Annotated in this window: 20 protein-coding genes; 13 read left to right on the top strand and 7 right to left on the bottom strand. The window is 40.6% G+C overall.

Annotation, left to right across the window (positions count from 1 at the left end):
• Window positions 1-121 precede the first annotated feature (121 nt).
• The 9 genes from argS (at window position 122) to Q0H92_RS07515 (ending at window position 12,587) form a co-directional block, all read left to right on the top strand.
• The gene (gene argS / locus Q0H92_RS07555; RefSeq protein WP_296013529.1) at window positions 122-1,951 is read left to right on the top strand and encodes an arginine--tRNA ligase; all 1,830 of its coding nucleotides are present in this window, start codon (window positions 122-124) and stop codon (window positions 1,949-1,951) included.
• 167 nt (window positions 1,952-2,118) lie between these two features.
• Window positions 2,119-3,483 carry a citrate/2-methylcitrate synthase gene (locus Q0H92_RS07550; protein WP_296013526.1) on the top strand — a complete coding sequence of 455 codons (1,365 nt, stop codon included), beginning with the start codon at window positions 2,119-2,121 and terminating at the stop codon, window positions 3,481-3,483.
• An 88-nt stretch (window positions 3,484-3,571) separates the two neighbouring features.
• Window positions 3,572-4,231 carry a nucleotide exchange factor GrpE gene (locus tag Q0H92_RS07545; protein WP_296013523.1) on the top strand — a complete coding sequence of 220 codons (660 nt, stop codon included), beginning with the start codon at window positions 3,572-3,574 and terminating at the stop codon, window positions 4,229-4,231.
• Window positions 4,232-4,275: 44 nt separating this feature from the next.
• A complete protein-coding gene (gene dnaK, locus Q0H92_RS07540; protein WP_296013519.1) occupies window positions 4,276-6,225 on the top strand; it encodes a molecular chaperone DnaK in 1,950 nt (649 codons plus the stop codon).
• A 77-nt stretch (window positions 6,226-6,302) separates the two neighbouring features.
• Complete coding sequence (dnaJ, locus tag Q0H92_RS07535) at window positions 6,303-7,451, top strand: molecular chaperone DnaJ (protein WP_296013516.1); 1,149 nt, start codon at window positions 6,303-6,305, stop codon at window positions 7,449-7,451.
• 288 nt (window positions 7,452-7,739) lie between these two features.
• Window positions 7,740-9,140: a SpoIIE family protein phosphatase gene (locus tag Q0H92_RS07530; protein ID WP_296013513.1), complete on the top strand. Its 1,401-nt coding sequence runs from the start codon at window positions 7,740-7,742 to the stop codon at window positions 9,138-9,140.
• A 3-nt stretch (window positions 9,141-9,143) separates the two neighbouring features.
• Complete coding sequence (locus Q0H92_RS07525; protein WP_296013510.1) at window positions 9,144-11,396, top strand: PP2C family protein-serine/threonine phosphatase; 2,253 nt, start codon at window positions 9,144-9,146, stop codon at window positions 11,394-11,396.
• A 35-nt stretch (window positions 11,397-11,431) separates the two neighbouring features.
• Window positions 11,432-11,764 (top strand): STAS domain-containing protein, encoded by a 333-nt coding sequence (locus tag Q0H92_RS07520; RefSeq protein WP_296013507.1) that lies wholly within the window; start codon window positions 11,432-11,434, stop codon window positions 11,762-11,764.
• Window positions 11,757-12,587: a M15 family metallopeptidase gene (locus Q0H92_RS07515; RefSeq protein ID WP_296013504.1), complete on the top strand. Its 831-nt coding sequence runs from the start codon at window positions 11,757-11,759 to the stop codon at window positions 12,585-12,587. Before Q0H92_RS07520 ends, Q0H92_RS07515 begins: the two co-directional genes overlap by 8 nt.
• Before the next feature lie 136 nt (window positions 12,588-12,723).
• Here Q0H92_RS07515 and Q0H92_RS07510 read toward each other — a convergent pair whose 3' ends face one another.
• Both Q0H92_RS07510 and Q0H92_RS07505 read right to left on the bottom strand, forming a co-directional pair.
• On the bottom strand, window positions 12,724-13,335 hold the full coding sequence (locus Q0H92_RS07510; protein WP_295798884.1) for an HAD family phosphatase: 612 nt from the start codon (window positions 13,333-13,335) through the stop codon (window positions 12,724-12,726).
• A 16-nt stretch (window positions 13,336-13,351) separates the two neighbouring features.
• A complete protein-coding gene (locus Q0H92_RS07505) occupies window positions 13,352-13,993 on the bottom strand; it encodes an HAD-IA family hydrolase (protein WP_295798882.1) in 642 nt (213 codons plus the stop codon).
• 391 nt (window positions 13,994-14,384) lie between these two features.
• Between Q0H92_RS07505 and Q0H92_RS07500 the strand changes: the two genes are divergently transcribed.
• The 4 genes from Q0H92_RS07500 (at window position 14,385) to ftsH (ending at window position 19,983) form a co-directional block, all read left to right on the top strand.
• Entirely contained in the window at window positions 14,385-15,719 is a 1,335-nt protein-coding gene (locus tag Q0H92_RS07500; protein ID WP_295800621.1) for a carbohydrate ABC transporter substrate-binding protein, read from the top strand.
• A gap of 162 nt (window positions 15,720-15,881) precedes the next feature.
• Entirely contained in the window at window positions 15,882-16,859 is a 978-nt protein-coding gene (locus Q0H92_RS07495; RefSeq protein ID WP_295800618.1) for a sugar ABC transporter permease, read from the top strand.
• A gap of 11 nt (window positions 16,860-16,870) precedes the next feature.
• Window positions 16,871-17,782, top strand: coding sequence for a carbohydrate ABC transporter permease (locus Q0H92_RS07490; protein WP_295800614.1), 912 nt, complete (start codon window positions 16,871-16,873; stop codon window positions 17,780-17,782).
• 137 nt (window positions 17,783-17,919) lie between these two features.
• Window positions 17,920-19,983 (top strand): ATP-dependent zinc metalloprotease FtsH, encoded by a 2,064-nt coding sequence (gene ftsH / locus Q0H92_RS07485; RefSeq protein ID WP_295800612.1) that lies wholly within the window; start codon window positions 17,920-17,922, stop codon window positions 19,981-19,983.
• A 230-nt stretch (window positions 19,984-20,213) separates the two neighbouring features.
• Here ftsH and Q0H92_RS07480 read toward each other — a convergent pair whose 3' ends face one another.
• The 5 genes from Q0H92_RS07480 to mazG all read right to left on the bottom strand — a co-directional run bounded on the left by Q0H92_RS07480 (window position 20,214) and on the right by mazG (window position 24,246).
• Entirely contained in the window at window positions 20,214-20,879 is a 666-nt protein-coding gene (locus tag Q0H92_RS07480; protein WP_295799894.1) for an MBL fold metallo-hydrolase, read from the bottom strand.
• Window positions 20,876-21,736 carry a DbpA RNA binding domain-containing protein gene (locus tag Q0H92_RS07475; protein WP_295799897.1) on the bottom strand — a complete coding sequence of 287 codons (861 nt, stop codon included), beginning with the start codon at window positions 21,734-21,736 and terminating at the stop codon, window positions 20,876-20,878. The genes Q0H92_RS07480 and Q0H92_RS07475 overlap by 4 nt, the downstream gene beginning before the upstream one ends.
• A 70-nt stretch (window positions 21,737-21,806) precedes the next feature.
• Complete coding sequence (locus Q0H92_RS07470) at window positions 21,807-22,736, bottom strand: GNAT family N-acetyltransferase (protein WP_295799900.1); 930 nt, start codon at window positions 22,734-22,736, stop codon at window positions 21,807-21,809.
• Between the two features lie 10 nt (window positions 22,737-22,746).
• Complete coding sequence (locus Q0H92_RS07465; protein ID WP_295799903.1) at window positions 22,747-23,358, bottom strand: ATP-dependent Clp protease proteolytic subunit; 612 nt, start codon at window positions 23,356-23,358, stop codon at window positions 22,747-22,749.
• Window positions 23,359-23,409: 51 nt separating this feature from the next.
• Window positions 23,410-24,246, bottom strand: a complete 837-nt coding sequence (gene mazG, locus Q0H92_RS07460) for a nucleoside triphosphate pyrophosphohydrolase (protein WP_295799905.1) — start codon at window positions 24,244-24,246, stop codon at window positions 23,410-23,412.
• Window positions 24,247-24,258: the final 12 nt, after the last annotated feature.

Genomic DNA, 24,258 nt, shown 5'->3' with positions numbered 1-24,258 from the left:
GAGTATTCATTTTTCTTCAAAATTCCTGTGCTTTTCACTTTGTTTTTATTTTGTTATACTTTCTAAAAATAAATTGCTGTCCGCTTGATTTTTGGACAAAGAAAATTTTTAAGGAAAAATTATGTTAAGTCAAAAAGATTTGTTTAAATCCGCTGTGTTGAATGCTGTGAATCAGTTTAAAATTGAAAATAAAATAGATTGCCCTGAAATTGACGAAAAACTTGTGCGTGTGGAAAATCCGCCGCGCCCTGAAATGGGAGATTTGGGAAGCCCGATGTTTCCTTTTGCAAAAATGTTCAGAATGGCTCCTCCTGCAATTGCCGCCGCCGTTGCCCAGTCGCTTAAAAAATCCGCGGAAACTGATAAGGAGCTTGCTTCTCTTGGCGAATTTGACGCTGCTGGTCCTTATGTGAATGTAAAGCTCAACAAGGCTGCTTCTGCCGCAGGAATTTTGGCTTCGATTGTTTCTCAGGGAGAAAATTACGGCTCTTTTGATTCCGCAGGAAAAAAGCCTCTTGAAGGTCAGCGGATTATGGTTGAATTTTCTTCGCCGAACACAAACAAGCCGCTTCATCTTGGACATCTTCGCAATGACGCTCTTGGTGAAAGCGTGAGCCGGATTCTAAAGAAAGCTGGCGCAGAAGTTTTTAAAGTTGACCTTATTAATAACCGCGGAATCCACATCTGTAAATCAATGCTGGCGTACAAGCTTTTCCACGAGGCAAAAAACGAAACTCCTGAATCTCTTGGAATGAAAGGAGATCATTTTGTTGGCCAGTGCTATGTTGAGTTTGATAAGTATTCCAAGGAGCACCCGGAAGCCGTTCAGCAGGCGGAAGAAATGCTTGTAAAATGGGAACAGGACGACAAAGAAATCCGCGAGCTTTGGCAGAAAATGAACGGCTGGACTTTGGACGGACTAAAGGAAACTTACAAAAGAACTGGAATTGCCTTTGACAAATTCTACTTTGAAAGCGACACTTATTTAAAAGGCAAGGACGAAATCTTAAAGGGACTTGAAAAAGGCGTGTTCTTTAAAGCTCCAGACGGTTCTGTAAGAATCGATGTTACCGATGTTGTTGGAAAAGGCAAAGATGAAGACAGTCACGAAAAAGTTCTTTTAAGAAAAGACGGAACTTCTGTTTATATAACGCAAGACATTGGAACTGCAATCAGCCGCCACAATGACTGGCCTTTTAATCAGCTTGTTTACGTTGTTGCAAGCGAGCAGAACTATCACTTTAAAATTCTTTTCCATATTTTGAAAAAACTTGGATTCAGCTGGACTGAAAAACTGTTCCATTTGAGCTATGGACTTGTAAACCTTCCGAGCGGAAGAATGAAAAGCCGTGAGGGAACTGTTGTTGATGCCGATGACTTGATTGACAATCTTCATGCGCAGGCTTTAAAGGCAATTGAAGAGCGCGGCAGAGACAATTCAGTTGGAAGTCCTGATGATGTCGCTGAAAAAATTGCGCTGGCTGCCTTGGATTATTACCTTTTGAATGTTGCTCCGGTAAAAGATATGCTTTTCAACCCGGAAGAATCGCTTAGCTTCAACGGAAACACAGGACCTTATCTTCAGTACATGGGAGCGCGCATTGCTTCAATTTTACGCAAGGCAAAAGAGCAGGGACTTGAGCCTTCAGTTTCGGCGGAAGATTTTTCACTTTTAACTGCGGAAAGCGAATGGGCTTTGATAAAGGACTTGGAAAGATTCCCTTCCGTTGTTCAAAAATCTGCGGAAACTTTAGATCCAAGCGGAATGGCTTCTTACCTTTACGATGTAAGCAAAAGTTTCAGCGCGTTTTACCGGGACTGCCCGATTGTCGGAACTGCTTCTGAAAATGAACGCCTTGCAAAAGCCCGCCTTGCTCTTGCGCAATGCACTTTGACCGTTTTAAAAAGCGGAATGGAACTTGTTCTTGTTCCTTACTTGGAAAGAATGTAAAGAAAAAACTGCCTGCGTAAAAAGTTATGCGGGCGGAATTTTTGAATTTTAATAAAACTGAATTTTTGCAATTATTCTCTCTTATTGAATAAATACTTAATTTTTTGTATGCTGATATAGTTTTTATAAAAAAAAGTGCATATTTATACAAAAATGGAGGCTCGTCTATGAACGAAAACAGTCAGAATTCAAATTTTATCGACAAACTTTCAAAACTTACTGTGGACAACGATCCCATAGATCCAGCCCTTTATGAAAAATACAATGTCAAGCGCGGTCTTAGATATGCGGACGGACGCGGAGTTTTGGTCGGACTTACAAAAATCGGAGATGTTGTAGGCTATTACATCGATGATGACGGAAACAAAGTCGCCATTCCTGGAAAATTGATTTACCGCGGATATAATGTTGAGGATATTGTAAAAGACGCGGAACTTCATCATCAGTTTGGATTTGAGCAGTGCGTTTATCTTCTTTTGTTCGGGCAGCTTCCAACTCAGTCGCAGCTGGATGAGTTTTCAAGTTTCTTGGGAAGCTTAAGATCTCTTCCTGAATATTTTACAGAAGACATGATAATGAAAGCGCCTTCAAGTGATATTATGAATAAAATTGCGCGCGGAGTTCTTGCTTCTTATTCTTATGACCCGGATCCAGAAAACCGCGATGTTGCAAATATTCTTCGCCAGTGCATTGAACTTATTTCCCGCTTTTCAACATTGGCGGCTTATGGCTATCAGGCAAAACGCCGTTATTATGACGGAAAAAGCATGTACATTCATAATCCGCTTCCAGAGCTTAGCACTTCGGAAAATTTCCTGCGCCTTACAAGAAACGACAAAAGCTATACTCATCTTGAAGCTGAAATCCTTGACCTTGCGCTTATTCTTCATGCCGAGCACGGTGGAGGAAACAACTCTTCTCTTACAATTCACGTAGTTTCTTCCGCGGACACAGATACTTATTCCGCTGTTGCCGCCGCAGTTGGCTCTTTAAAAGGCCGTCGCCATGGTGGAGCAAATATCCGCGTTATAGAAATGATGGACAATATCAAGGAAAACGTAAAAGACTGGAGCAACGAAAAAGAGATAGAAGATTATCTTTATAAAATCGGAAAAAAAGAAGCTTTCGACCGCACAGGACTTATCTACGGACAGGGACATGCCGTTTATACAATCAGCGACCCACGCGCAATTCTTTTAAGAAACAAGGCTGCGGAACTTGCAAAAGAAAAAGGCTGCGAGGAAGAATTTAATCTTTACACTTCAATAGAACGTCTTGCTCCGGAAGTTCTTTATGAGCTTCACGGACAGAAAAAACGAATCTGCACAAATGTTGACTTTTATTCAGGCTTTGTTTATTCGATGCTTGGAATTCCGCGCGAGCTTTACACTCCGTTGTTTGCCATTGCAAGAATTGCCGGCTGGAGCGCGCATAGAATTGAAGAGATTGTCGCAGGAAAACGCATTTACCGTCCGGCATACAAAAATGTCGCGGAAGAGCGTGATTACGTTCCAATGGACGAGCGCAAATAAAAAATACATTATTGCATGACAAATTTCAAAAATTTGTTGACAACTCGATATAAATTTTATTATCTTTTTCATCAGATAGGAAAATAAAATGAGCAAAGAAAAACATCATCACCACGAGGAACACAAGCACGAAGAGCATGAAAATGTTCAGAATGCCGTAGCTCAGGAAAATGAAAAAAATGAAAATGCGGAAGTTCAGGAAGAAAAAACTCTTTCCGCGGAAGAAAAAATTGCAGAGCTTGAAAAGCAGATTGACGGGCTGAAAAAAGAAAACGCTGACTTAAAAGATCAGGTTTTGCGCCGCGCTGCTGATTTTGACAACTACAGAAAAAGAGCGATTCAGGAAAAACAGGAAGCCTTTGATTTTGCAAACACAAATTTGCTGAAGGATCTTCTTGAAAGCCTTGATAACTTTGACCGCACTGTTGAAGCCGCGGCTACTGCCACAGATCCAAAGTCTATTGCGGATGGCGTTACAATGATAAACAAAAGCCTCATCAGTATGCTTGAGAACAAATACAATCTTGTTTCTTACGGCGTTGCAGGCGATGCGTTTGATCCTGATATTCATGAAGCCATTGGCTCTTCTCAAGACCCGGTTGCTTCTCCTGTGCTGAAAGTAGTTTATCTAAAAGGCTACAAACTTAAGGACAGAGTTATTCGCCATGCAAAAGTAATGGTGAGCATGCCGGACGGAACTGTAAATCCGCCGTCAGAAGAAAAGAAAGAAACTGAAGAACAGAAATAATTTCTTCAGAAAAAATAAATTGAATATAAAAAGAGGTAAATATTATGGGTAAGATTATTGGAATTGACTTGGGAACAACAAATTCTTGCGTCGCTGTAATGGAAAACGGCGAGCCTGTTGTAATCCAGAACTCAGAAGGCGGACGCACAACACCTTCAATCGTTGGTTTTACTGCAAAAGGAGACCGCATTGTTGGTCTTCCTGCAAAAAACCAGATGGTTACAAATCCAAAAAACACAATTTATTCTATTAAACGTTTTATCGGACACCGCTACAATGAGCTTTCAGGTGAAGCAAAGCTTGTTCCATACACTGTAAAAGACCACGGTGAAGATGTCCGTGTTGAAGTTGAAGAAAACGGAGCAAAGAAGGAATACAGCCCGCAGGAAATTTCAGCGTTTATTCTTCAGAAAATGAAGAAGACTGCGGAAGATTATCTTGGCGAAACAGTTACAGAAGCTGTAATTACAGTTCCGGCTTACTTTAACGATGCCCAGCGTCAGGCTACAAAAGATGCTGGTAAAATCGCAGGTCTTGATGTAAAGCGCATTATCAACGAGCCTACAGCCGCATCTTTGGCATTCGGATTCAACAAGGATCAGAAGCAGGAAAAAACAATCGCTGTATACGATCTTGGCGGCGGTACATTTGATATTTCAATTCTTGAACTTGGCGACGGCGTTTTCGAAGTAAAATCTACAAACGGAAACACTCACCTTGGCGGAGACGACTGGGACCGCTGTGTTGTAAACTGGCTTATTGAGCAGTTCAAGGCTGATACTGGAATCGATCTTTCAAAAGACAGCATGGCTTTGCAGAGACTTCGTGAAGCTGCTGAAAATGCAAAGATTTCTCTTTCAAACCAGACAACAACAGAAATCAACTTGCCGTTTATTACAGCTGATGCCACAGGTCCAAAGCACTTGCAGAAAACTTTGACACGCGCCCAGTTCGAGCAGATGACAGACCATTTGTTTGAAGCTACACGCGAGCCTTGTATGAAGGCAATGAAAGATGCTGAAATCACACCAGATAAGATTGACGAAGTTCTTCTTGTCGGCGGTTCAAGCCGTATGCCAAAAGTTCAGGAAATTGTAAAGTCAATTTTCGGAAAAGAAGGAAGCCGTGCTGTTAACCCGGATGAAGCAGTTGCGATTGGTGCTGCAATTCAGGGCGGTGTTCTTGCAGGAGATGTAAAAGATGTTCTTTTGCTTGATGTTACACCGCTTTCTTTGGGAATTGAAACAATGGGCGGAGTATTTACACGCCTTATCAACCGCAACACAACAATTCCTACAAAGAAGAGCCAGGTTTTCTCTACTGCGGCGGACAATCAGACTGCTGTAAGCATCCATGTTCTTCAGGGTGAGCGCGAAATGGCAGCCCAGAACAGAACTTTGGGCAACTTTGACCTTACTGGAATCCCTGCGGCGCCTCGTGGAGTTCCTCAGATTGAAGTTACATTCGATATTGATGCGAACGGAATTGTCCATGTAAGCGCAAAAGATATGGGAACTGGCAAAGAGCAGCATATTCAGATTACTTCTTCAAGCGGACTTTCTGAAGAGGAAATCAACCGCATGGTAAAAGATGCCGAGGCAAATGCTGATGCTGATAAAAAGAAGAGAGAGGCAATCGATGCAAAGAACGAAGCTGACAGCCTTGTTTATGCAACTGAAAAATCTCTCAAGGATATAGGCGACAAGATTTCCGCTGACGAAAAGTCAAAGATTGAAGCTGCCATGAACGAGCTTAAAGAAGCTCTTAAGGGCGACAATATTGATGACATCAAGGCTAAGGCTGAAAACTTGAAGCAGGCTTCTTACAAGATGGCAGAAGAGCTTTACAAGTCTCAGGCTGCACAGCAACAGCAGGGCGCGGCAGGAGCACAGAACGCTTCAAATCCAAATCCTGATGAAGGAAAAGACGGAAATGCTTCTGGCTTCAAGGGCGCAAACAACGCTGATGATGTTGAGTACGAAGTAAAAAACTAAAATCTAATCTAAAGTAAGAGAAACGGGGTTGCCTTGAAAGAAATTTCGGGGCAACCTCGATTTTATAGGAAGACAGTATGTCTGCAAAACGTGATTATTATGAAGTTTTAGGTGTTGATAAAAGCGCGGATAAGGACGCAATAAAAAAAGCTTACAGAAAACTTGCCATTCAGTATCATCCAGACCGAAATCCGGGTGATAAGACCGCGGAAGAAAAATTCAAGGAAGCAACAGAAGCTTATGAAGTTCTAAGCGATGACCAAAAACGCCCGATTTATGACCAGTATGGCTTTGCCGGTTTGGAAGGAATGGGCGGCGGTGGAGCTGGCGGCGGATATAGCCATGCTTTCCATGACTTTAGCGATTTGTTCGGCGGCTCAAGCGGATTCAGCGATATTTTTGAAAATCTTTTTGGCGGCGGATTTGGCTTTGGCGGCAGTTCAGGCGGAAGAGGCAGAAGCAACAATGACGGCGCGAGCTTGCGTTATGATTTGCATATTGATTTTAAAGAAGCAGTTTACGGCTGCAAAAAAGATATAACTTTCAGGCGGGACGAGCAGTGTCCTGATTGCCACGGAACTGGAGGAGCGGCAGGTTCTTCTGTAAAAACTTGTCCTAGCTGCGGCGGAAGAGGTCAGGTTGGAAGAAGTTCAGGATTCTTTGTTGTTCAGCAGACTTGTCCTACTTGCCGCGGAAAGGGAACTGTAATCGACAAGCCTTGCGCTTCTTGCCACGGAACTGGAGTTTTTACAAAATCAACAACAATGAGCGTAAAAATTCCTGCTGGCGTAGAAAACGGACGGCGGCTTTCTATCCACGGAATGGGAAACGCTGGAACGAACGGCGGTGCTGCCGGAGACCTTATAATAGTTGTAAATGTAAGATCTGACAGATATTTTGAGCGCGACGGACACGATTTGTATTGCGCAGTTCCAATAAGCATATCACAGGCGATTTTGGGTGCTACTATAGAAATCAAGAATCTTGACGGAAAAACTTTGTCTATAAAAGTCCCGGCAGGAACTCAGCATGGAAAATTTCTCCGCGTGCGTGATGAAGGAGTTCCAGTTGAAGGCTCTTCAAGGAAAGGCGACCTTTATGTAAAGATTATGGTTCAGATTCCTTCAAAACTTTCCCGCCAGCAGATTGCCGCGATGGAAGCTTTTGCCGCATTGGAAAAGCCAACGTCTTCGCCGGATCTTTTGACAAGAGAATCCTTGGGCTGATAAAAAATTGTCTGTCTTGATTTAGGCTGCTGACAGGAACATTGTTATTGTTTGCCTTGCTCAAGTTTTCTGATAAAAAGTTGTCATGGGAATATTCTAAAAGTATTTTTTAACGATTGCCGTATCAAGTACGGCAATGACGTTTTGAACTTATTGAACAGCATTGTTATTCCCCGGCTTGTTCGGGGAATCTGTTTTATTGCATTTCCAAGTTTCATATAATTTTTTCTTAAATTTCTGCCGATAGTATGATATACTGTTGTATAAACCCAAGAGCGAGGTGCAGAAATGTATAAGACTAAAAGACATGCCGTTTTAATTGCAACGGGAGCCATTTTTCTTGTAATTTTAGCTTTCTTAGTTTCAGCCGTTTCTCCTGCTGTAAAAAATGCGCGTGAAAACGTTATATTCTTTGCCTTTATAACAGCTTCTGTTGTTTTTTCAATCATCTATGTTGTTGTTACGCGTGCAAAAAACGGAATTCTTGACATAATCCGAAACAAGGCGCTTTTTACAAAGGAAACTGGCATTTTAAGTGAATTTATCGATAAAATCCGTTTCTGCTATTCGCTGGATGATTTTTACGAGGCGATTTCTTCAGTTCTTGAAGTGAAAGGCGACTGTTCTGTTCTTTTTATTGACCGTGAAAAAGACTATGTTCTTTACAACAGCCCGGACAGAATTTCCTGCTCGGAATCCGTAATGGATGCGCTTAGGCTTAACTATCCTGTTACTTGGGGCGAAGGCTATTTCTTTATGGGAAATGAATTCGGCATTGTAACAAAGCAGAGTCAGGCGCGTGGCTTTATTCTTTCAAACAATAAAAAGCATCTTTATGTTTTCTGCCGGTACACAAAGCTTTTTGATTCTGAAATTTACAAGTTGCTTTATGATGAATTCGCACGTTTTCAGGCTAGAGCGCTTACAATCAGCAACTTGTCTGAAATTTCTTCGCTTTCAAGGGAATGGAAGCAGCTTGCGGACACACAGAAGTCGTTCCTGCCGCTGAATATGCCAAAAATTGACAAGCTTTCCGTTGCGGCATATTACCGTCCGCTTGTAAATGTTTCCGGAGACTATTATTCAGTTCTTCCGATTTCGCCGACAAAAACTCTTCTTATGCTTGGGGACGTTTCTGGAAAAGGTCTTGCGGCCGCGCTGGTCATGGGACTTGTTATGAACACTGTAAAAATTCTTGGCGACAAAGAAAATCTTCCTGCCATGATTAAGGCTGTTGACAAGGCGATTAAAGGCATGAAGCTTCAGGACAAATACACGGTTCTTTTTATTGGAATTGTTGACACTGAAAAAATGACAATCCGCTACGTAAATGCTTCAATGTCCGATCCTCTGATTATCACAAATTCTCCTTCCGGCTATAGAATCAAGCCGCTGACTTCTAACAGCTCGCTTGTTGGAATTATTGACATTGACGATGTTCAGGTTGATGAGCAGCGTTTGTTCCGCGATGATGTTATTCTCATGGCTTCCGACGGTGTTTCTGAAGTTATGAATGATGAAGGCGTGGAGCTTGGAGACACTGAGCTTTATCAAAAGACGATTAAAAAGAGCGCGGCCAAGTCGCCAAAAGAATTCATTGATGATGTTGTAAATCTTATTATGGACTACAACGGTGGAAAAAAACTCAGGGACGACGTTACAATGATGGTCGCCAAGGTAGAGAGGTAAAAAATGATTTTTGCTATTATAAATATTGTTATCTGCGCTGTTCTTGTTTATATTTCATTTAGCATTGATAAAAATGTAAAGGGAAATTCTTCCAACGCAAATCTTGTAAACCTGTTTTTGTTCCTGGGAGTTATATTTTTCTTTATGGCAGTTACAATTATGCTCTGCCTGCATAACTCTGTGCAACATACTTTGCTTTCCAATCCAGATGGAACGCAGTCTCTTCATGTTGAACAACGCAATTCATTTCCAGCTGCCTTGCTTTCAGGCAGATTCACTTACCTGATGATGGGCTGGTTTTCTGTTTGCGCTTGCAGCTATATGCTTGTTTTCCCGGATTATAAAAAGTACAAGGCTGTTACATTTTTTCAGGTTTTGCTTTTTATTCTTGCAGTTTACATGGTTTTCTTTGCTCCGAACGCATTTACTTCGGTTACGCTTGCAAAAGGAAACTTCCTGCGCATTTCTTCTGGAATCGTATTTAAAGGAAAACTGAGCGGCGCATTCAATGTTTCTTGGCTTACCTTGTATAACTTTCTTTACAGAGTTTTGATTCCGGCATTTGTCTGCATCATGGTTATTGTCCGCGCTGAAAACACAAATTCAAAGCTCAAACAGCAGAATATGCTTCAGATGGTTTTTGGAATCATGCTTTCCTGGGCAGTTTTCTGGTACATGAATCTTTGCTCTGAAATTCAGCCGGTTCTTAACAACTTTGCGCCGATTGGATTTATTCCGGGAATGTATTTCTTTGCACGCTCAAACGACAACGACGAAATTGTTGACGCAAGAATTCTTTTGATGGGCTTTGTGCGCCTTTTGATTGGATTTGTTGCGCCGATGCTTGTTTCCGCAGTGTTCTTTATTCTTCTTCTGCCGATTTCAAATGCGAACATTCATATTTTTGAGCTTTTGATTTATGTTGCGATTTCGTTTGTTTTCTTTGTGTTTATGCTTTTCCGCAGGAAGTTCAAGAATTCCGAGCTTTTTAGAAACAAAATGTATTCTGAGGATTTTGAGCGCGACATAACTTCAATCGATTTCAGCCTTGAACCAAACGAAATTACAGGAAGTGTTTTCAATGTTTTCAAAAAATACGTTGGCTCTTCTTCAATGAAAATTCTTATTGATGACGGCGTTGGCAACATGAGCTGCATTTATTCTTCTGACGGCGACAAGAGTTTTACAACTCCAATTGACCAGTCTGTTTCGGATGTTCTTTTGAACAACCATCATCAGATTGTTTTCCGTGAATTTGCACAGACCAACAATTCAGTTGCCTCTGTAAGAAGCAAAATTCTTGGAGTAATGGACAGCACAAATTCAGACGCAATGATTATGCTGAACGAAGGCCGCCAGTTTATCGGCTTGATTCTTCTTGGCAAAAAAATCAGCGGAAACATTTATTCCGAATACGATTATGAAGTCTTTAACAAGTTCTATTCAAATTTCTTTGTTGTAGGATATTACGTAAAGAACATCATGAATGAAGCCGTTGTTGGAACTGTAAACCGCGAAATCAGAATGTCCGGGCAGATTATTACTTCCATTCAGGAAAACATGGATTTAATAAAAAGCAAGAAAATTGATGCTGGCTATCTTATGGTTCCGGCGCACAACATCGGCGGTGAATTTGTTGACATGATTCGCCTTACAGACACGCGGCACATTTTTGTAATCGGAGCTTTAAGCGGAAAAGGAATCGCGGCTTCAATGGGAATGGTTATCTTAAAGTCCATTATCAGAACATTCCTTTCTGAAACCACAGACTTTAAGCTGCTTGTTGCAAAAGTGAATACATTTATCCGTGAAAATCTTCCAAAGGGAACTTTCTTTGCCGGAACTTTTGGAATTCTTGATTTCAACACAGACACAATGTATTATATCAACTGCGGAATTCCAGCGTTGCTTGTATACACTCGTGCCTACAACAATGTTATTGAAGTTCAGGGCGAAGGCCATATTCTTGGATTTGTAAAGGATGTTGCTCCGTACATAAAAGTAAAGAAAGTCAAGCTTTCCGAAGGCGATATTGTTATGATTGTAACAGACGGAATCATTGACACAAAGTCTTTGCGCGGCGATATTTTCGGAAAAACAAGAACACAGAATGCGCTTATGGAAAATTCCGGCTATCCTGCTGAAAAAATGGCGAAATTCACTTACGACGCTCTTGTTGAATTTACTTCAAAGGAGCTTGAAAACGACATTACAATGCTTGTTATGAAATATTTGGGAAATCAGGCTCAGGCTTAAGATTTTTATAAAAAGATTTTTAAAAGAGGCAAAAAATGGATCAGCTTGCGCTTAAAGAAAAAATTGGTGTTAACTATATGCTGCTTGAGCTTACAGGCTCTTTGAATTCCTACACGATTACCGAGCTTCAGGAAAAGCTTTTTGAATATATTGCTGACACAAACGTTGTCCTTGATTCAAGCCAGGTAACTCAAGTTGACTCTTCTGGTGTTGGGGTTATTCTTGCGGGACACAATGACGCGGAAAGCTCTGGAACTAAGCTTTTTATAATGAATCCTTCCGAGCCTGTAAAGCACGCTTTGGAGCGGACTGGATTTTTTGATATGTTCCATATAATTCATTCAGTTACTGAGGTTTCTGATGAATAAAAAAATGCTTTTGGCGGCTTTTGCAGTTGCAGGAATTTTTTGTTTTGCTGGATGCGCAAAAAAAGTTTATGCCCAGTCTTCAAAATCGGTTGTAAAAATTCCATCTGCGGAAGAAGAAAAATTCAACAGAGTTTTGCAAAAAATGTCCAGCAGGGCAAAAGAAGCCATTTGTGTTACAGAAGAAAACAAGACGGAATTTATAAAAGATCTTTATGCGATTCTTGAAGAAGAAAAAACGTTCCGCACAGATGACAAAAGCCTTTTCTTTTTAATTGACAAAAAGCACAGCGCGTCTTCTTCTTATGCGCCAAAAGATTTGATTTCTTTGGAAAAAAACAGTCTTTTTGACTTGAACAAAGCTGGAATGAAAATCCGCCCGGAAGCTTATTCTGCTTTAAATGAAATGGCTCAAGCCGCGTTGAATGACGGAATTAGGCTTTTGGTAAGTTCTGTTTACCGCTCTTATTCTTATCAGGAGAATCTTTTTAACTACTGGGTAAGCGTAGACGGACTTGAAGAAGCTGAACGTGAAAGCGCGAGAGCGGGAACAAGCCAGCATCAGCTTGGAACTGCGGTTGACTTTGGCTCAATTTCTGATGACTTTGACAAAACCCAGATGGGGCAGTGGGTCTATAAAAATGCCGCGGATTACGGCTGGTCGCTTTCATTTCCAAAAGGATATGAAGATGTTACTGGCTACCGTTGGGAATGCTGGCACTTCCGCTACATAGGAAAAAATGCCTGCCGTTTTCAGCAGAAGTGGTTCGGCGGAATCCAGCAGTTCATGCTTGAATTTATAGACTGCTGGAAAAACACGCTTTAGAAATTTAGACTAAATATTGAGTTTTATGTCATTATCGGGCTTGACCCTGCGACGTTTCTGAAAGAAACTCGGTTGATAATCTATGAGATTGCCGTATCAAGTACGGCAATGACACAGTAAATTGGAAAAACACAAATTAAATTTTTACGCCCAAAAGTTCGGCGACTTCTTCCGCGGTTGTAAACTGGATTGCGTGAATTCCAATTGAAGCGGCGGCTTCGCAGTTGTCCTTTCTGTCGTCAATGAATACGGCGTCTTTTGCAGGAACATTTTCCGCCTCAAGGATTATTTTCCAGAAGTTTGTGTCTGGCTTGGAAACTCCCATGTTGCATGAGCTATAAGTCTGGTCAAAAATCGCATAGTCGCCGCGCTCAAGGTGATTAAAGTAATGCGCAGAAACTGTGTTTGTTCCGCAAACAACTCTGTTTCCCTCCGAACGCAAAGCCTTTACAATTGCAACAGTTTTTTCGTTTCTTACAGGATGAAAAAGCCACCTGAACCAGTCTGTTTTTACGGCGATTCCGCTTCTCTTTGAAAATTCCGCCCAGAATTCATTTGTGTCGATTATTCCGTCGGAGCAAAGGCTGAACAATCCTAGGCTTTCAAGCTGACCTTTGTTTGCGCCGTCTGTTTTTTTTCCGCAGATTTTTTCAAATTCTTCAACTGAAATTCCAAGAACCTTGCACAATTTGTCATCTAAAACCGCGGAATTTGTTACAACGCCGCCCATGTCAAAAATATAAAGCATTTTTCCTCCAGTATTTTTATTCTGAAAATATTTTTTTTAAGTCGCAAAAGTTTTCAAGTTTTTCTATGTATTTTGAAGCTTTTCCGAATCCGTAGGAAGCCCAGATAAATGGAATTCCCGCCTGTCTGCAAGCGTCCGCGTCTCCCTGTGTGTCGCCGATGTAAACTGCGGAAGTCATTCTGTTTCTTGCCATCAGAATTTGAATATTTTCCGCCTTGGATTTTCCTGTGCGCCCGAAGCATTCAAAGTCTTTTATAAAAGGCGAAAGCCCGTTTTTTTCCATTGTCAGCTCAATGTATCCGTTTTGGCAGTTGCTTACAATGTAAAAGTTTTCCGAAGATGAAAGTTCCTTTATTGTTTCAATTACGCCGGGATATGTTATGTCGAATGTATTTTCCCGGATTGCAATCTGCTCTTCCGTGCAACAGTAGGACATGAGTTTGCTTTGTTCCGCCTTGCCAAGTTCCGGCCATAAGTCGTTTGCAATTGTGTCCATTGTTTTTCCGAATTCCTGCTGAAGAATCTGGGCGTTTACTTTTTTTGCCTTTAGCCCGGACATTTCAATTGCCTTGTTCCAGGCGACTGCGACAATTCCAGTTGTGTTCCAGATTGTGCCGTCTATGTCCAGAATAATTCCGTTAAAACCGCTGTTTTTCATATTTATATTATAGCGAATTTTGCACTGTGTAAAAAGTATGCGGTGAAATTTTAACATAAATGTCGGTTTTTTTCTGAATAGTTAAATTGAATAAGCGGAAAGAAAAAAAAGCGGCAACCGAGCCATTCTGAGCGATAGCGTAGTCTGATACCTTGTACGCTCAGCATGGCGAATTGACGCGCTTTTTCTTGTAGCTGATTCAATTTTTTTGTTGAATTTATATAAAATTTGGCATTTTGGGTAACAATAACGGCAATTATTATTGAAACGTTTCTATAAAAAATGATTTTTTTTGATTTTTTTTTGTTGCAAAACAAAAATTCTGATTTATAATAAAAATCACCTTAGAAAGAAAAAAGGTTTATGCATTACTAATGAAGGAGGCAATTGCATGAAAAAGTTAGTAGCTACAGTTTTGGGAGTAGCATTGGTTGCGTCAGTAGCAACATCAGCACCTTGGGGAAAGAAAAAGGCTAAAGGTAAAACAACTGGCGGAAAAGTATTGAACATCGCTGTTTGGAACGATGAATTCCCAGCACGTTTCGAAAAATACTACAAATCAAAAGTTCCAGCTGGTGTAAAAGTTAACTTTATCCAGACTCCAAACCAGGGAAACGCTTATCAGAACAAGCTTGATGAAGCTCTTCTTGCACAGAACTCAGCTGCAGCAGACGAAAAGATTGATATGTTCCTTGTTGAAGCTGACTATGCATTGAAGTATGTTGACACTCCATATACTCTCGATGTAGTTAAAGACATCGGTCTTACAAAGGCTGATTTGGCCAACCAGTTCAAGTATACAAAAGACATCATGACAGACTCTAAAGGAGTTCTCAAAGGTGTTTCTTGGCAGGCTTGTCCGGCTGGATTTATCTATCGCCGCTCAATCGCAAAAGCTGTTCTTGGAACAGACGATCCAGCAAAAGTACAGGAAGCTCTTGCTAACTGGGACAAATTTGACTCAGTTGCTGCAAAGGCAAAAGCAAAAGGATACTTCATGCTTTCTGGATTCGATGATGCATTCCGTGTATTCTCTGACAACGTAAAGACAAAGTGGGTTGTAGGAAACAAAATCAAAGTTGATCCGATGATTCAGCGCTGGGTTGACATGACAAAGACATACACAGACAAGGGCTACAACAACAAAGCTAACCTTTGGTCAGCAGAAAGCTTCCAGGGTGCAAAGAAAGACGGAAAAGTATTCGGATACTTTGGACCAGCTTGGTTCATTGACTTCTGTCTTGCTCCTAACACTCTCGATGATCCTGCAAAGGGAAATGTTGCTGGAAACGGTTCTTATGGCGACTGGGCATTCTGCAAAGGACCTATGGGATTCTCATGGGGTGGAACTTGGATTTGTGGTGCAGCAGGTTCAGACAATGTTGACTTGATTAAAGACATCATGCTCACACTTACTTGCGAAAAAGACACAATGGTTCGCATTGCTACAGAAATGGGCGACTTCACAAACAACGCTCCTGCTATGCGCGAAGTTGCAGCATCTGACTACCAGAACCCATTCTTGGGCGGACAGAACCATATGGCAGTATTCATCGATTCTGCTGATTCTATCGACAAGAGCTGCATGTCTATGTACGATCAGGGTATGACAGAAAAACTTATGGCTGCTATGTCTGACTACTACAACGGAAAAGTTTCACAGGATCAGGCTTGGAACAACTTCTATACTTCTGTTATCGAACTTTATCCAAACTTGTCTAAATAATTGATGTAATTCTTATCACTGAAACCATGGTTGCATGGTTTCAGTCTCAAGGTTGCAGAAAGAAAGTGCCGCCTTTTTTTAGAGGTGGCATTTTTTTTACCCGTTTTTTCAATAGAAATACTTCCCTCTATGATGTGTTGCTATTATTTCTGAGAGGATTTAATGAAAAATAATGTTAAAAAAAGTGCAAATAGAAGGCATACCATCCAGTATGATAATTGGGGATATGTTTTTATTGCGCCATTCTTTGTAATTTATATTATATTTTCGCTCATTCCGCTTTTGACAACTTTTATTTTCAGCTTGTTTGAGTATTACCGTGTAGGACTTCTTACTGTTGGACCTACTTTTATTGGTTTGGAAAATTTCAAGGCGATATTTACAGCTGGCGACAGCTTGGGAAAATATTTCCTTAATACACTTATAATGTGGGTCATGGGATTTGTTCCGCAGATTATAATTTCTTTGCTTCTTGCTGTTTGGTTTACAAATACAGAGCTTAACCTTAAAGGCCAGGGATTCTTTAAGACAGTTATTTATATGCCTAACTTGATTATGGCGGCGACATTCGCAATGCTGTTCTTTACTTTGTTCTCGCCTAACGGTCCTGTAAACGGCATGATTCGCTCTATTGTTGACAAGACAAATGAAACAGCAATTGGACTTGGTGCGGCTGAGCCAATGAAGCCAATCTACTTCTTTACTTCTACGGCTTGGACAAGAACTCTTGTTGCTACAATGAACTTCCTTATGTGGTATGGAAACACAACAATTTTGCTTATGGCTGGCGTTATGGGAATTGATAACAGCCTCTTTGAAGCAGCCCGCATAGATGGAGCTTCTCCTTCACAGGTATTCTTCAAAGTTACAATGCCATTGCTTCTTCCGATTTTCGTTTATGTTTTCATTACTTCTTTGATTGGTGGTATTCAGATGTTCGATGTTCCACAGATTTTGACAAATGCTGCTGGTACTCCAGACAGAACAACAATGACTATTATCATGAAGCTTAACAATCATCTTCAGAGCAAAAACTACGGACCTGCAGGAGCTATTTCTGTACTTCTGTTTGCAGTTACTGGTGTTTTGAGCGGACTTGTTTATAAGATTACTATGAGCAAGTACCAGAATAAAAGATAGGAGATAATTTTATGGAGAAATTAAAAAGTCAGGCAAAAATGCTTTCTACCAGAAGATTTATCTGCTATGCAGTTCTGGTTCTTCTGGCGATTCTTTCATTGTTTCCATTCTATATAATGGTTATCAATGCAACTCGCTCACATCCGCAGATTCAGAGTGGTTTCTCTGCTATTCCTGGAACTCAGCTTTGGCTTCATATCAAGCAGTTTTTAAAGAGCGAACGCTGGTTTGATGTTGTTGCAGGTCAGCAGGTTGAACGCAAGGTTTACGGAACAAGCTATCCTATTTTCCGCGGACTTGGAAACAGCTTCCTTGTTGCTCTTTTTACAGCTGCGTTTACAACTTACTTTAGCGCAATGACTGCCTACGGAATTTATATGTACAACTTCAAAGGCAAAAAGAGCGCATTTAAGTTCATCATGGCAGTTATGATGGTTCCAACACAGGTTTCTACACTTGGATTCTTGCAGTTGATTACAAAGCTTGGAATTATGAATTCTTACATTCCGCTTATTATTCCTTCGATTGCGGCACCGGTTGTTTTCTTCTATATGTATCAGTCAATGGAAGCAACTTTGCCTTATTCAATTGTTGAAGCAGCCCGCGTAGACGGAAGCAATGAGTTCTATACTTTCAATGCGATTGTTTGTCCTATGCTTAAGCCTGCTTTTGCGGTTCAGTCAATCTTTGCATTCGTTACTTCTTGGAACAACTACTTCATTCCGGCTCTCGTAATCAGCGACAAAAAACTTTGGACAGTTCCGATTGTTATTGCCAACGCTCGTTCAGCTGACTACATGATGTTTGACTTGGGTGTTAACTATACACTTATGACTGTTGCTATTCTTCCTTTGATTGTGATTTACTTCTTCCTTTCAAGATACATTATTGGCGGTGTAACTGCTGGTGGTGTAAAAGAGTAGGGCTTTAATTTGCCAAGCTTTATGCCGGATTGCATTTGCAGTCCGGTTTTTTTTATTCCAAAGCCATATTCTTAATTGCCCAGTTGCTGAATATATTGTATATTATCGATATAGCAAAATTTCTACTTGAGGTAAAAATGAACGACAAAAAAGATGACGACAAGAAGCAGACTAAAAATGATCCTTATGATTTTTTCAAGCTTTCTATAGACAATGAGAAGGGAGACAAAAAGCCTTCTGGCAATGGTCCGCAGAAAGGCCCGCCTTTTTGGACAATACTTTTAGTTCTTGCCGGTGTTCTTATAGCCGTGAATATGATGTTTTCTTCCAAGCCAACTGATTTGATTGATTTTTCAGAATTCAGAAATCTTATAGATCAAGGGCAGATTGTCCGTGTTGAGCTTGGTGAAAATTATTTTACTGGCTATACTTCGCATTCTGCAGGCGCTTCTCAGCCTTCACGCTTTGGCTTTATGGGAATGCCTCTTGGAACTGAAAGCGGCGGTGTCTACAGAACTTCTGGCGTTCTTATGGAAGGCTTTATTGAATTCCTTGATGAAAAAGGCGTGGACTACAAATTTGTAACGCGGCAGAACAATTATCTTATTCAGCTTTTGCTTAACCTTGTGATTCCGTTTGGCTTTATTTTCTTAATGTATTTCTTTATTTTCAGGAAAATGGGCGGCGGAATTGGCGGAATGGGGTCTATTCTTGGCGGCGGCGGAAGATCAAAGGCTGTTGATGAAGGAAAAGTTAAGACACGTTTTCAGGATGTGGCAGGCGTTGACGAAGCAAAAGAAGAATTGATGGAGCTTGTTGACTTTTTGAAACAGCCAAAAAAATATACTGATATAGGCGGAAAAATTCCAAAGGGCGCGTTGCTTGTAGGACCTCCGGGAACAGGAAAAACTTTGCTTGCGCGCGCTGTTGCAGGTGAAGCTGGCGTTCCATTTTTTAGAATTTCAGGTTCTGATTTTGTTGAAATGTTTGTTGGTGTTGGTGCAAGCCGTGTGCGCGATTTGTTCCGTGCTGCCCGGGAAAAAGCTCCGTGCATTATTTTTATTGACGAGCTTGACGCAATAGGCAAGAGCCGTGTAAATAATCTTGGCGGAAACGATGAGCGCGAGCAGACCTTGAATCAGCTTTTGGTTGAAATGGACGGATTCGACAATGAAAAAGGATTGATAATTCTTGCTGCTACAAACCGCCCTGACATTTTGGATCCTGCGCTTTTGCGTCCTGGAAGATTTGACCGCCAGATTGTTGTTGACAAGCCTGATGTAAAAGGCCGTGAAGAAATTCTTAGGCTTCATGCGAAGAATGTAAAAATAGATCCGAGCGTTGATTTTTCTGCTGTTGCCCATGCTACAAGCGGATTTGCTGGCGCAGATTTGGCAAATATTGTAAATGAAGCGGCTCTTCTTGCGGTTCGCGCTGGAAGAAAAGTTGTCCTTATGGATGATTTTGACGAAGCCATAGAAAAAACTTTGGTCGGTCTTAAAAAGAAATCCCGAGTTGTAAAAGAAAATGAGCGCAAGATTGTGGCTTACCATGAAACTGGCCATGCTCTTGTTGCGGCGTTTACTCCGGGAAGCGATCCAGTTCATAAGATTACGATTATTCCGCGTGGAATGGGCGCTTTAGGTTATACTTTGCAGCGTTCGGAAGATGACCAGTTCTTGTACAGCAAAAAAGAGCTTATGGGACAGATTGATGTTCTTTTGGGCGGTCGCGCGGCTGAGCAGATAATTTTTGGTGAAATAAGTACTGGCGCTTCAAATGACATTAGCCGTGCAACCGATATTATCAAACGCATGATTACTGATTATGGCATGAGCGAAAAATTCAAGAACGTTACTCTTGGAAAAAGCGGCAGAGGTTATGGAACTCAGGAACCAGAACTTGTCCGCGAATTTTCAGAAGATACGCAAAAATATGTGGACGAGGAAATTGCCCGTGTTATGGAGGAACGTTATCAGTTTGTTCTGAAAACTTTGAAAAAACACGGAAATCTTCTTGAATATATTGCGCAGCGTCTTCTTGAAAAAGAAACAATGGATGGCAAGGAATTCCAAGAAATCGTAAAGGCTGAAGATCATTGCAATGAACTTGAAGCAACAGCGGTAAAAAATTCTTCTGAAGAAAAGCCTAAACGAACAAGAAAACCTCGTGCCAAAAAGACTTCAACAGAAGAAAAATAATTTCATTAAGCTCTGGTTATTTGCCAGGGCTTTTTTTTTGAAAGTTAAATAGTCTGAATGTCGAGTTTTGAAAAAATAGTCGTTTAACTGTCATTCCCGTGCTACGACACTGCGATGTTTACGCAGTAAACTCGGTCAGGAATCTGTTGTAAAAATTTTATAGATTATCGGGTCAAGCCCGATAATGACACCAAATTGTAAAATTTGAAATTAGGAGTGGAGGGATTTTACTAATTTTCTCCGAGTGTGAAGCCGTAGTAATTATGTCCGGGAAACACTTTTGTGTCGTCTGGAAGTTCTGTGTAAATTCTGTTCAGGCTGTGTTTCATATCTGCATCGCTTCCGCTGAAAAGATCTGTGCGTCCCCAAGAACGGTGAAAAACAGTGTCGCCGCTTATCAGAATTTTTTCAGTTTGATTATATAGGCAGCAAGAGCCTTTTGTGTGTCCGGGTGTGTGAAGGATTTTCCAGTTTTCAAGGAGCGGAATATTCTGTATATATGAAGAAAGAGTTGTGTTGTCAGAAACTAAAAAATCTGCTTCTGGAAGATTTGAAACAAACGGCAAAAACTCAAGGAAATTCATTGGTTCAAGCGAGATTCTTTGCAGAATTTCACTTCCGTTTCCTATAAAGTGCGCGTCGTTTGAATGAATAAGGATTTTTGCATCGGGAAACTTTTGCTTTATTGCATTCATTCCTGCCACATGGTCAAAATGTCCGTGGGTTAAAAATATAACTTTTGGAACAAGATTATTTTCTTTCAAATAGGAGAAAAACTTGTCCTCGTCATTTGAGAATTTGCAGCAGGCTGGATCTACAATCAATGCGTCAGAACCTTTCAGGCTTACAATGTAAGTGTTAACGCTGAAAGGTCCTGTTTGTATGGCATGAATCAATATGCTTCACCGTTTCCAAAGTGAGATTTTACCTGACCGTCATCAGTTGTTTCTGAATATGGCTTGTCTTCAACTGGCTGATTGTCCATTGAAGCCGCGAATGCGCTCTGTTCCGCCGCAATTTTTGCTTCTTCTGTGTTTGCCGATGTGTCTGCGTGCGCATCATTTACAACGTTTGCAGGTATTGTATCTTCTGAAACGGCAGGCTCTGTTGAAGCAGATTCTGCATTTCCAGAAGCTTCATTTTCATCCTTTTTGCGTGAATAGCTTACGCTCAATTTTCTTCCGCGGTATTCATATTCGTTCAAAGCCTTGATTGTCTTATCGCAGTCTTCCGCAAAGAGTGTTATAAAAGAATAGTTTGAAAGAACTCTGATTTCTCCGATGCGCGAGCGTTCAAGACCTGCAACGCTTACAAGAAGTCCGACTAAATCTCTTGGGAAAACTCCGCGGCTTCTTCCAACGCTTATAAAAATTGTATCTGCAACTGAAGGGTCGATTGTTACGCGTGGAGATTTTTCTGCGCGCTCCTTGCGTTCTTCTGAATTTCTTTCTGACTGGCGGCTTTCATTTCTTGAAAAACGTTCGTTTCTGTCTGAGCGTCCGAACTTTTCTGTTTTTTCTGTGCGGCTGAAGCGGTTGCTCTTGAAGCCTGAATTTGCATTTTTGATGAGCAATGCTGCTACATAGCTTCTGCGTGAAAACGGAACATTCTTTTTGAAAAGCTTTTTAATCTGCTTTAATGTTTCAATTTCTGCATTGCTTGCTTTTTCCACGCGGTTTACTGCATCTTTTAAAAATGATGCGATGTTTTCTTCGTTCAATTTAAAACCTTCACGGTTATTGTTGTATGCCATAATCAAACTCCTGTAAGTAAGGCTCTTTCTTTTCTGAAGTTGCCGCTGCATGGCTTTTCAGAATAAAAAATTAATCTTTTAATAAATCTACAATATAGCCGGATCCTAGCTTTTCAAAAGAAAATTGGCTTAATAAATGCTCCATGGATTCCGGAATAATTGTATTTGAAAATAAAACCCACTGAATTCCGTTGTTTTTTGCTTTTTCCAGACATTTTTGGAAAAGTTCCTTTCCTATGCCTAAGCCACGGTAATTCTGAAAGACAAAAAAATCAGTAACTACAGCTGTTCTTTTTGCCGAGGACGGACATGATGAAAATAAAATGCAGCCCAAAAATTCTTTTAAGTGGGAATAGCAAACAAAACCATACTTATTCTCACTTTTAGAAAAAGCTGACTGGTAACGCCACATTGCAGCAATGGAAATTCCAATCTCGCCTTCAAGGCTGTTTTTATATTCTTCTGCCATTATTTCAACTGCACGATCAACGCATTCCTTGTCCCTGGCAGAATCGTATTCCTTGAACTCAAAATCATTCCGAACAAGGTCTTCCGTTTCATCTGCGGAATCTTCTTCAAGAAGCTCAAGTCCCCAAGTCTCGCGCAAGTCATTGTACCATTCGTTGATTTTGGAAAGCATTTTCTTTGTTTTGAATGCAAACCATCTTTTTTCAACATCTGGATACGCTTTTAGAATATTCTTAAAATTTCTGAACACCCCCCTTCTGCTTTGCAAGCATCTTTTTAATTCATTCCTCGCTAAAGGTGAACGGCAGTTTTCTGAAAAGGCTTCCATAAGATCAAAACCATCATCGCTTGTCCAGTTTGGCAAGGAATAAACTTTGTTTTCATCTATTTTTAAGTCTTCTGCCGGATTGTCAAAGTTTTTTACGAAACTTACAACCTTGTTTTCCGCAGCATCAAAAGCGCTTTGGGAATTTTGGTCTTCCATGGCAAACATAATGTCATTTTTAATGGAATCTGTAAGCTCGAATGTCATTTTGAAAAAATCAGCCTAAGTCTTTGCGGTTTGTAATTACTTTACAGATAAGTCCATATTGAACCGCCTCTTCTGAATTAAGCCAGTAGTCGCGGTCAGTGTCCTTTGAAACTTTTTCCAATGAAGTTCCTGTCTGCTCTGAAATTATCTCATTTATTTTTGTGCGTGTCTTTGCAAGTTCTGCGGCATGAATTTCAATGTCTGTCGCAACGCCTTTCATTCCGCTTGAAGGCTGATGAATCAGGTAGCTTGAATGCGGAAGACCAAGCCGGCGTTCTTTTGGCACAGAAAGAAGAATCAATGCTGCCGCACTTGCAATAAGTCCTGTTCCAATTATATAAACTGGCGCATTTATAAAGCGGATTGTGTCAAAAATTGCGAATCCTGCGTAAACATCTCCGCCAGGACTGTCAATATAAATGTAAATTGGCTTGTCGTTGTCTGCTTCAAGAATCAAAAGCTGTCTTATAATTTTTTCTGCAAGTTCTTCGCAGATTTCGCCGCTTAAAAGGATTTGTCTTGTCTTTAGAAATTTTTCTGCAAGAGGATCTGGAGCTGCGTTTTCAGCCTTTTTTTCCTCTTTTTCATCTTCCAGAACGATGCCATCAATTTTTTTGATCATTTTTACTCCAAAAAAGACTGCAATATAAGGAACAGTCATGCTAAAAATATACTATAAATCTGCTGTATTTTCAATAATCTTTGCCGATTTCCAAAATTCCATCATTTTATTGTCATTTTCGGCTTTCATTTCAAGATTTTCCTGCTTCATGTTTTTTTCAACAAACTTGAATCTTGCGCTGAACTTGTTTATGGCTTTTTCAAGCGCAACTGACGGATCTACGTTAAGTTTTCGGCTTAAATTTACACATGACAAAAGCAAGTCGCCAACTTCTTCTTCTGTGTTTTCAGACAAGGATTCCTTTACTTCAGTTAATTCTTCCTTTACTTTGTCATAAGCCTGTTCGGTTTCACGCCAGTCAAAGCCTTCTTTTGCAGCTTTCTTTAAAATTTTAAATGCTTTTAAAAGCGGCGGAAATCCTTTTGGAACAGAATCAATTGCGCTTTCCTGTTTTCTGCCTTCCACATTGTCTTTTATTTTGTCCCACTGCGCTTTTACATCTGATGCGCTTTGAATTTTTGCTGAAGTTTTGGATTCGCTTGTATTTTCAAAAATATGCGGATGCCTTCGGATAAGTTTTTCGCAGACTTCATTTAAAACCTGATCAATTGTAAATTCGTTTTCTTCTTCAAAGCATTTTGCAATGAAAATAAGATTGAAAAACACATCGCCGAGCTCTTCGCGCACGTGGCTTGGGCTTTTTTCTGTTATAGCATCAACGGTTTCAAATGTTTCTTCTATTAATGTGCTTCTTAATGTCTGTGGAGTTTGAATTTTATCCCAAGGGCATTCTTTGCGCAGAATATTTGCAAGTTCAAAAAGCCTGTTGAATGAAACCGCTGGCACTGAAAGATTTTCTATTTTCTTTGTAAGTTCTGATTTTTCCATAAAATAACTTTT

It is taken from the genome of uncultured Treponema sp., assembly GCF_934725225.1.
Lineage (GTDB): Bacteria > Spirochaetota > Spirochaetia > Treponematales > Treponemataceae > Treponema_D.
This window is presented reverse-complemented; position numbering and strand designations above follow the sequence as displayed.

Coding starts and splice junctions, on each gene's coding strand:
- Q0H92_RS07500 (WP_295800621.1), top strand. CDS start 14,385: ATGAAAAAGTTAGTAGCTACAGTTTTGGGAGTAGCATTGGTTGCGTCA.
- Q0H92_RS07550 (WP_296013526.1), top strand. CDS start 2,119: ATGAACGAAAACAGTCAGAATTCAAATTTTATCGACAAACTTTCAAAA.
- Q0H92_RS07520 (WP_296013507.1), top strand. CDS start 11,432: ATGGATCAGCTTGCGCTTAAAGAAAAAATTGGTGTTAACTATATGCTG.
- dnaJ (WP_296013516.1), top strand. CDS start 6,303: ATGTCTGCAAAACGTGATTATTATGAAGTTTTAGGTGTTGATAAAAGC.
- Q0H92_RS07475 (WP_295799897.1), bottom strand. CDS start 21,736: ATGGCATACAACAATAACCGTGAAGGTTTTAAATTGAACGAAGAAAAC.
- Q0H92_RS07495 (WP_295800618.1), top strand. CDS start 15,882: ATGAAAAATAATGTTAAAAAAAGTGCAAATAGAAGGCATACCATCCAG.
- dnaK (WP_296013519.1), top strand. CDS start 4,276: ATGGGTAAGATTATTGGAATTGACTTGGGAACAACAAATTCTTGCGTC.
- Q0H92_RS07545 (WP_296013523.1), top strand. CDS start 3,572: ATGAGCAAAGAAAAACATCATCACCACGAGGAACACAAGCACGAAGAG.
- Q0H92_RS07515 (WP_296013504.1), top strand. CDS start 11,757: ATGAATAAAAAAATGCTTTTGGCGGCTTTTGCAGTTGCAGGAATTTTT.
- Q0H92_RS07530 (WP_296013513.1), top strand. CDS start 7,740: ATGTATAAGACTAAAAGACATGCCGTTTTAATTGCAACGGGAGCCATT.
- Q0H92_RS07490 (WP_295800614.1), top strand. CDS start 16,871: ATGGAGAAATTAAAAAGTCAGGCAAAAATGCTTTCTACCAGAAGATTT.
- Q0H92_RS07525 (WP_296013510.1), top strand. CDS start 9,144: ATGATTTTTGCTATTATAAATATTGTTATCTGCGCTGTTCTTGTTTAT.
- Q0H92_RS07470 (WP_295799900.1), bottom strand. CDS start 22,736: ATGACATTCGAGCTTACAGATTCCATTAAAAATGACATTATGTTTGCC.
- Q0H92_RS07465 (WP_295799903.1), bottom strand. CDS start 23,358: ATGATCAAAAAAATTGATGGCATCGTTCTGGAAGATGAAAAAGAGGAA.
- mazG (WP_295799905.1), bottom strand. CDS start 24,246: ATGGAAAAATCAGAACTTACAAAGAAAATAGAAAATCTTTCAGTGCCA.
- ftsH (WP_295800612.1), top strand. CDS start 17,920: ATGAACGACAAAAAAGATGACGACAAGAAGCAGACTAAAAATGATCCT.
- argS (WP_296013529.1), top strand. CDS start 122: ATGTTAAGTCAAAAAGATTTGTTTAAATCCGCTGTGTTGAATGCTGTG.
- Q0H92_RS07505 (WP_295798882.1), bottom strand. CDS start 13,993: ATGAAAAACAGCGGTTTTAACGGAATTATTCTGGACATAGACGGCACA.
- Q0H92_RS07510 (WP_295798884.1), bottom strand. CDS start 13,335: ATGCTTTATATTTTTGACATGGGCGGCGTTGTAACAAATTCCGCGGTT.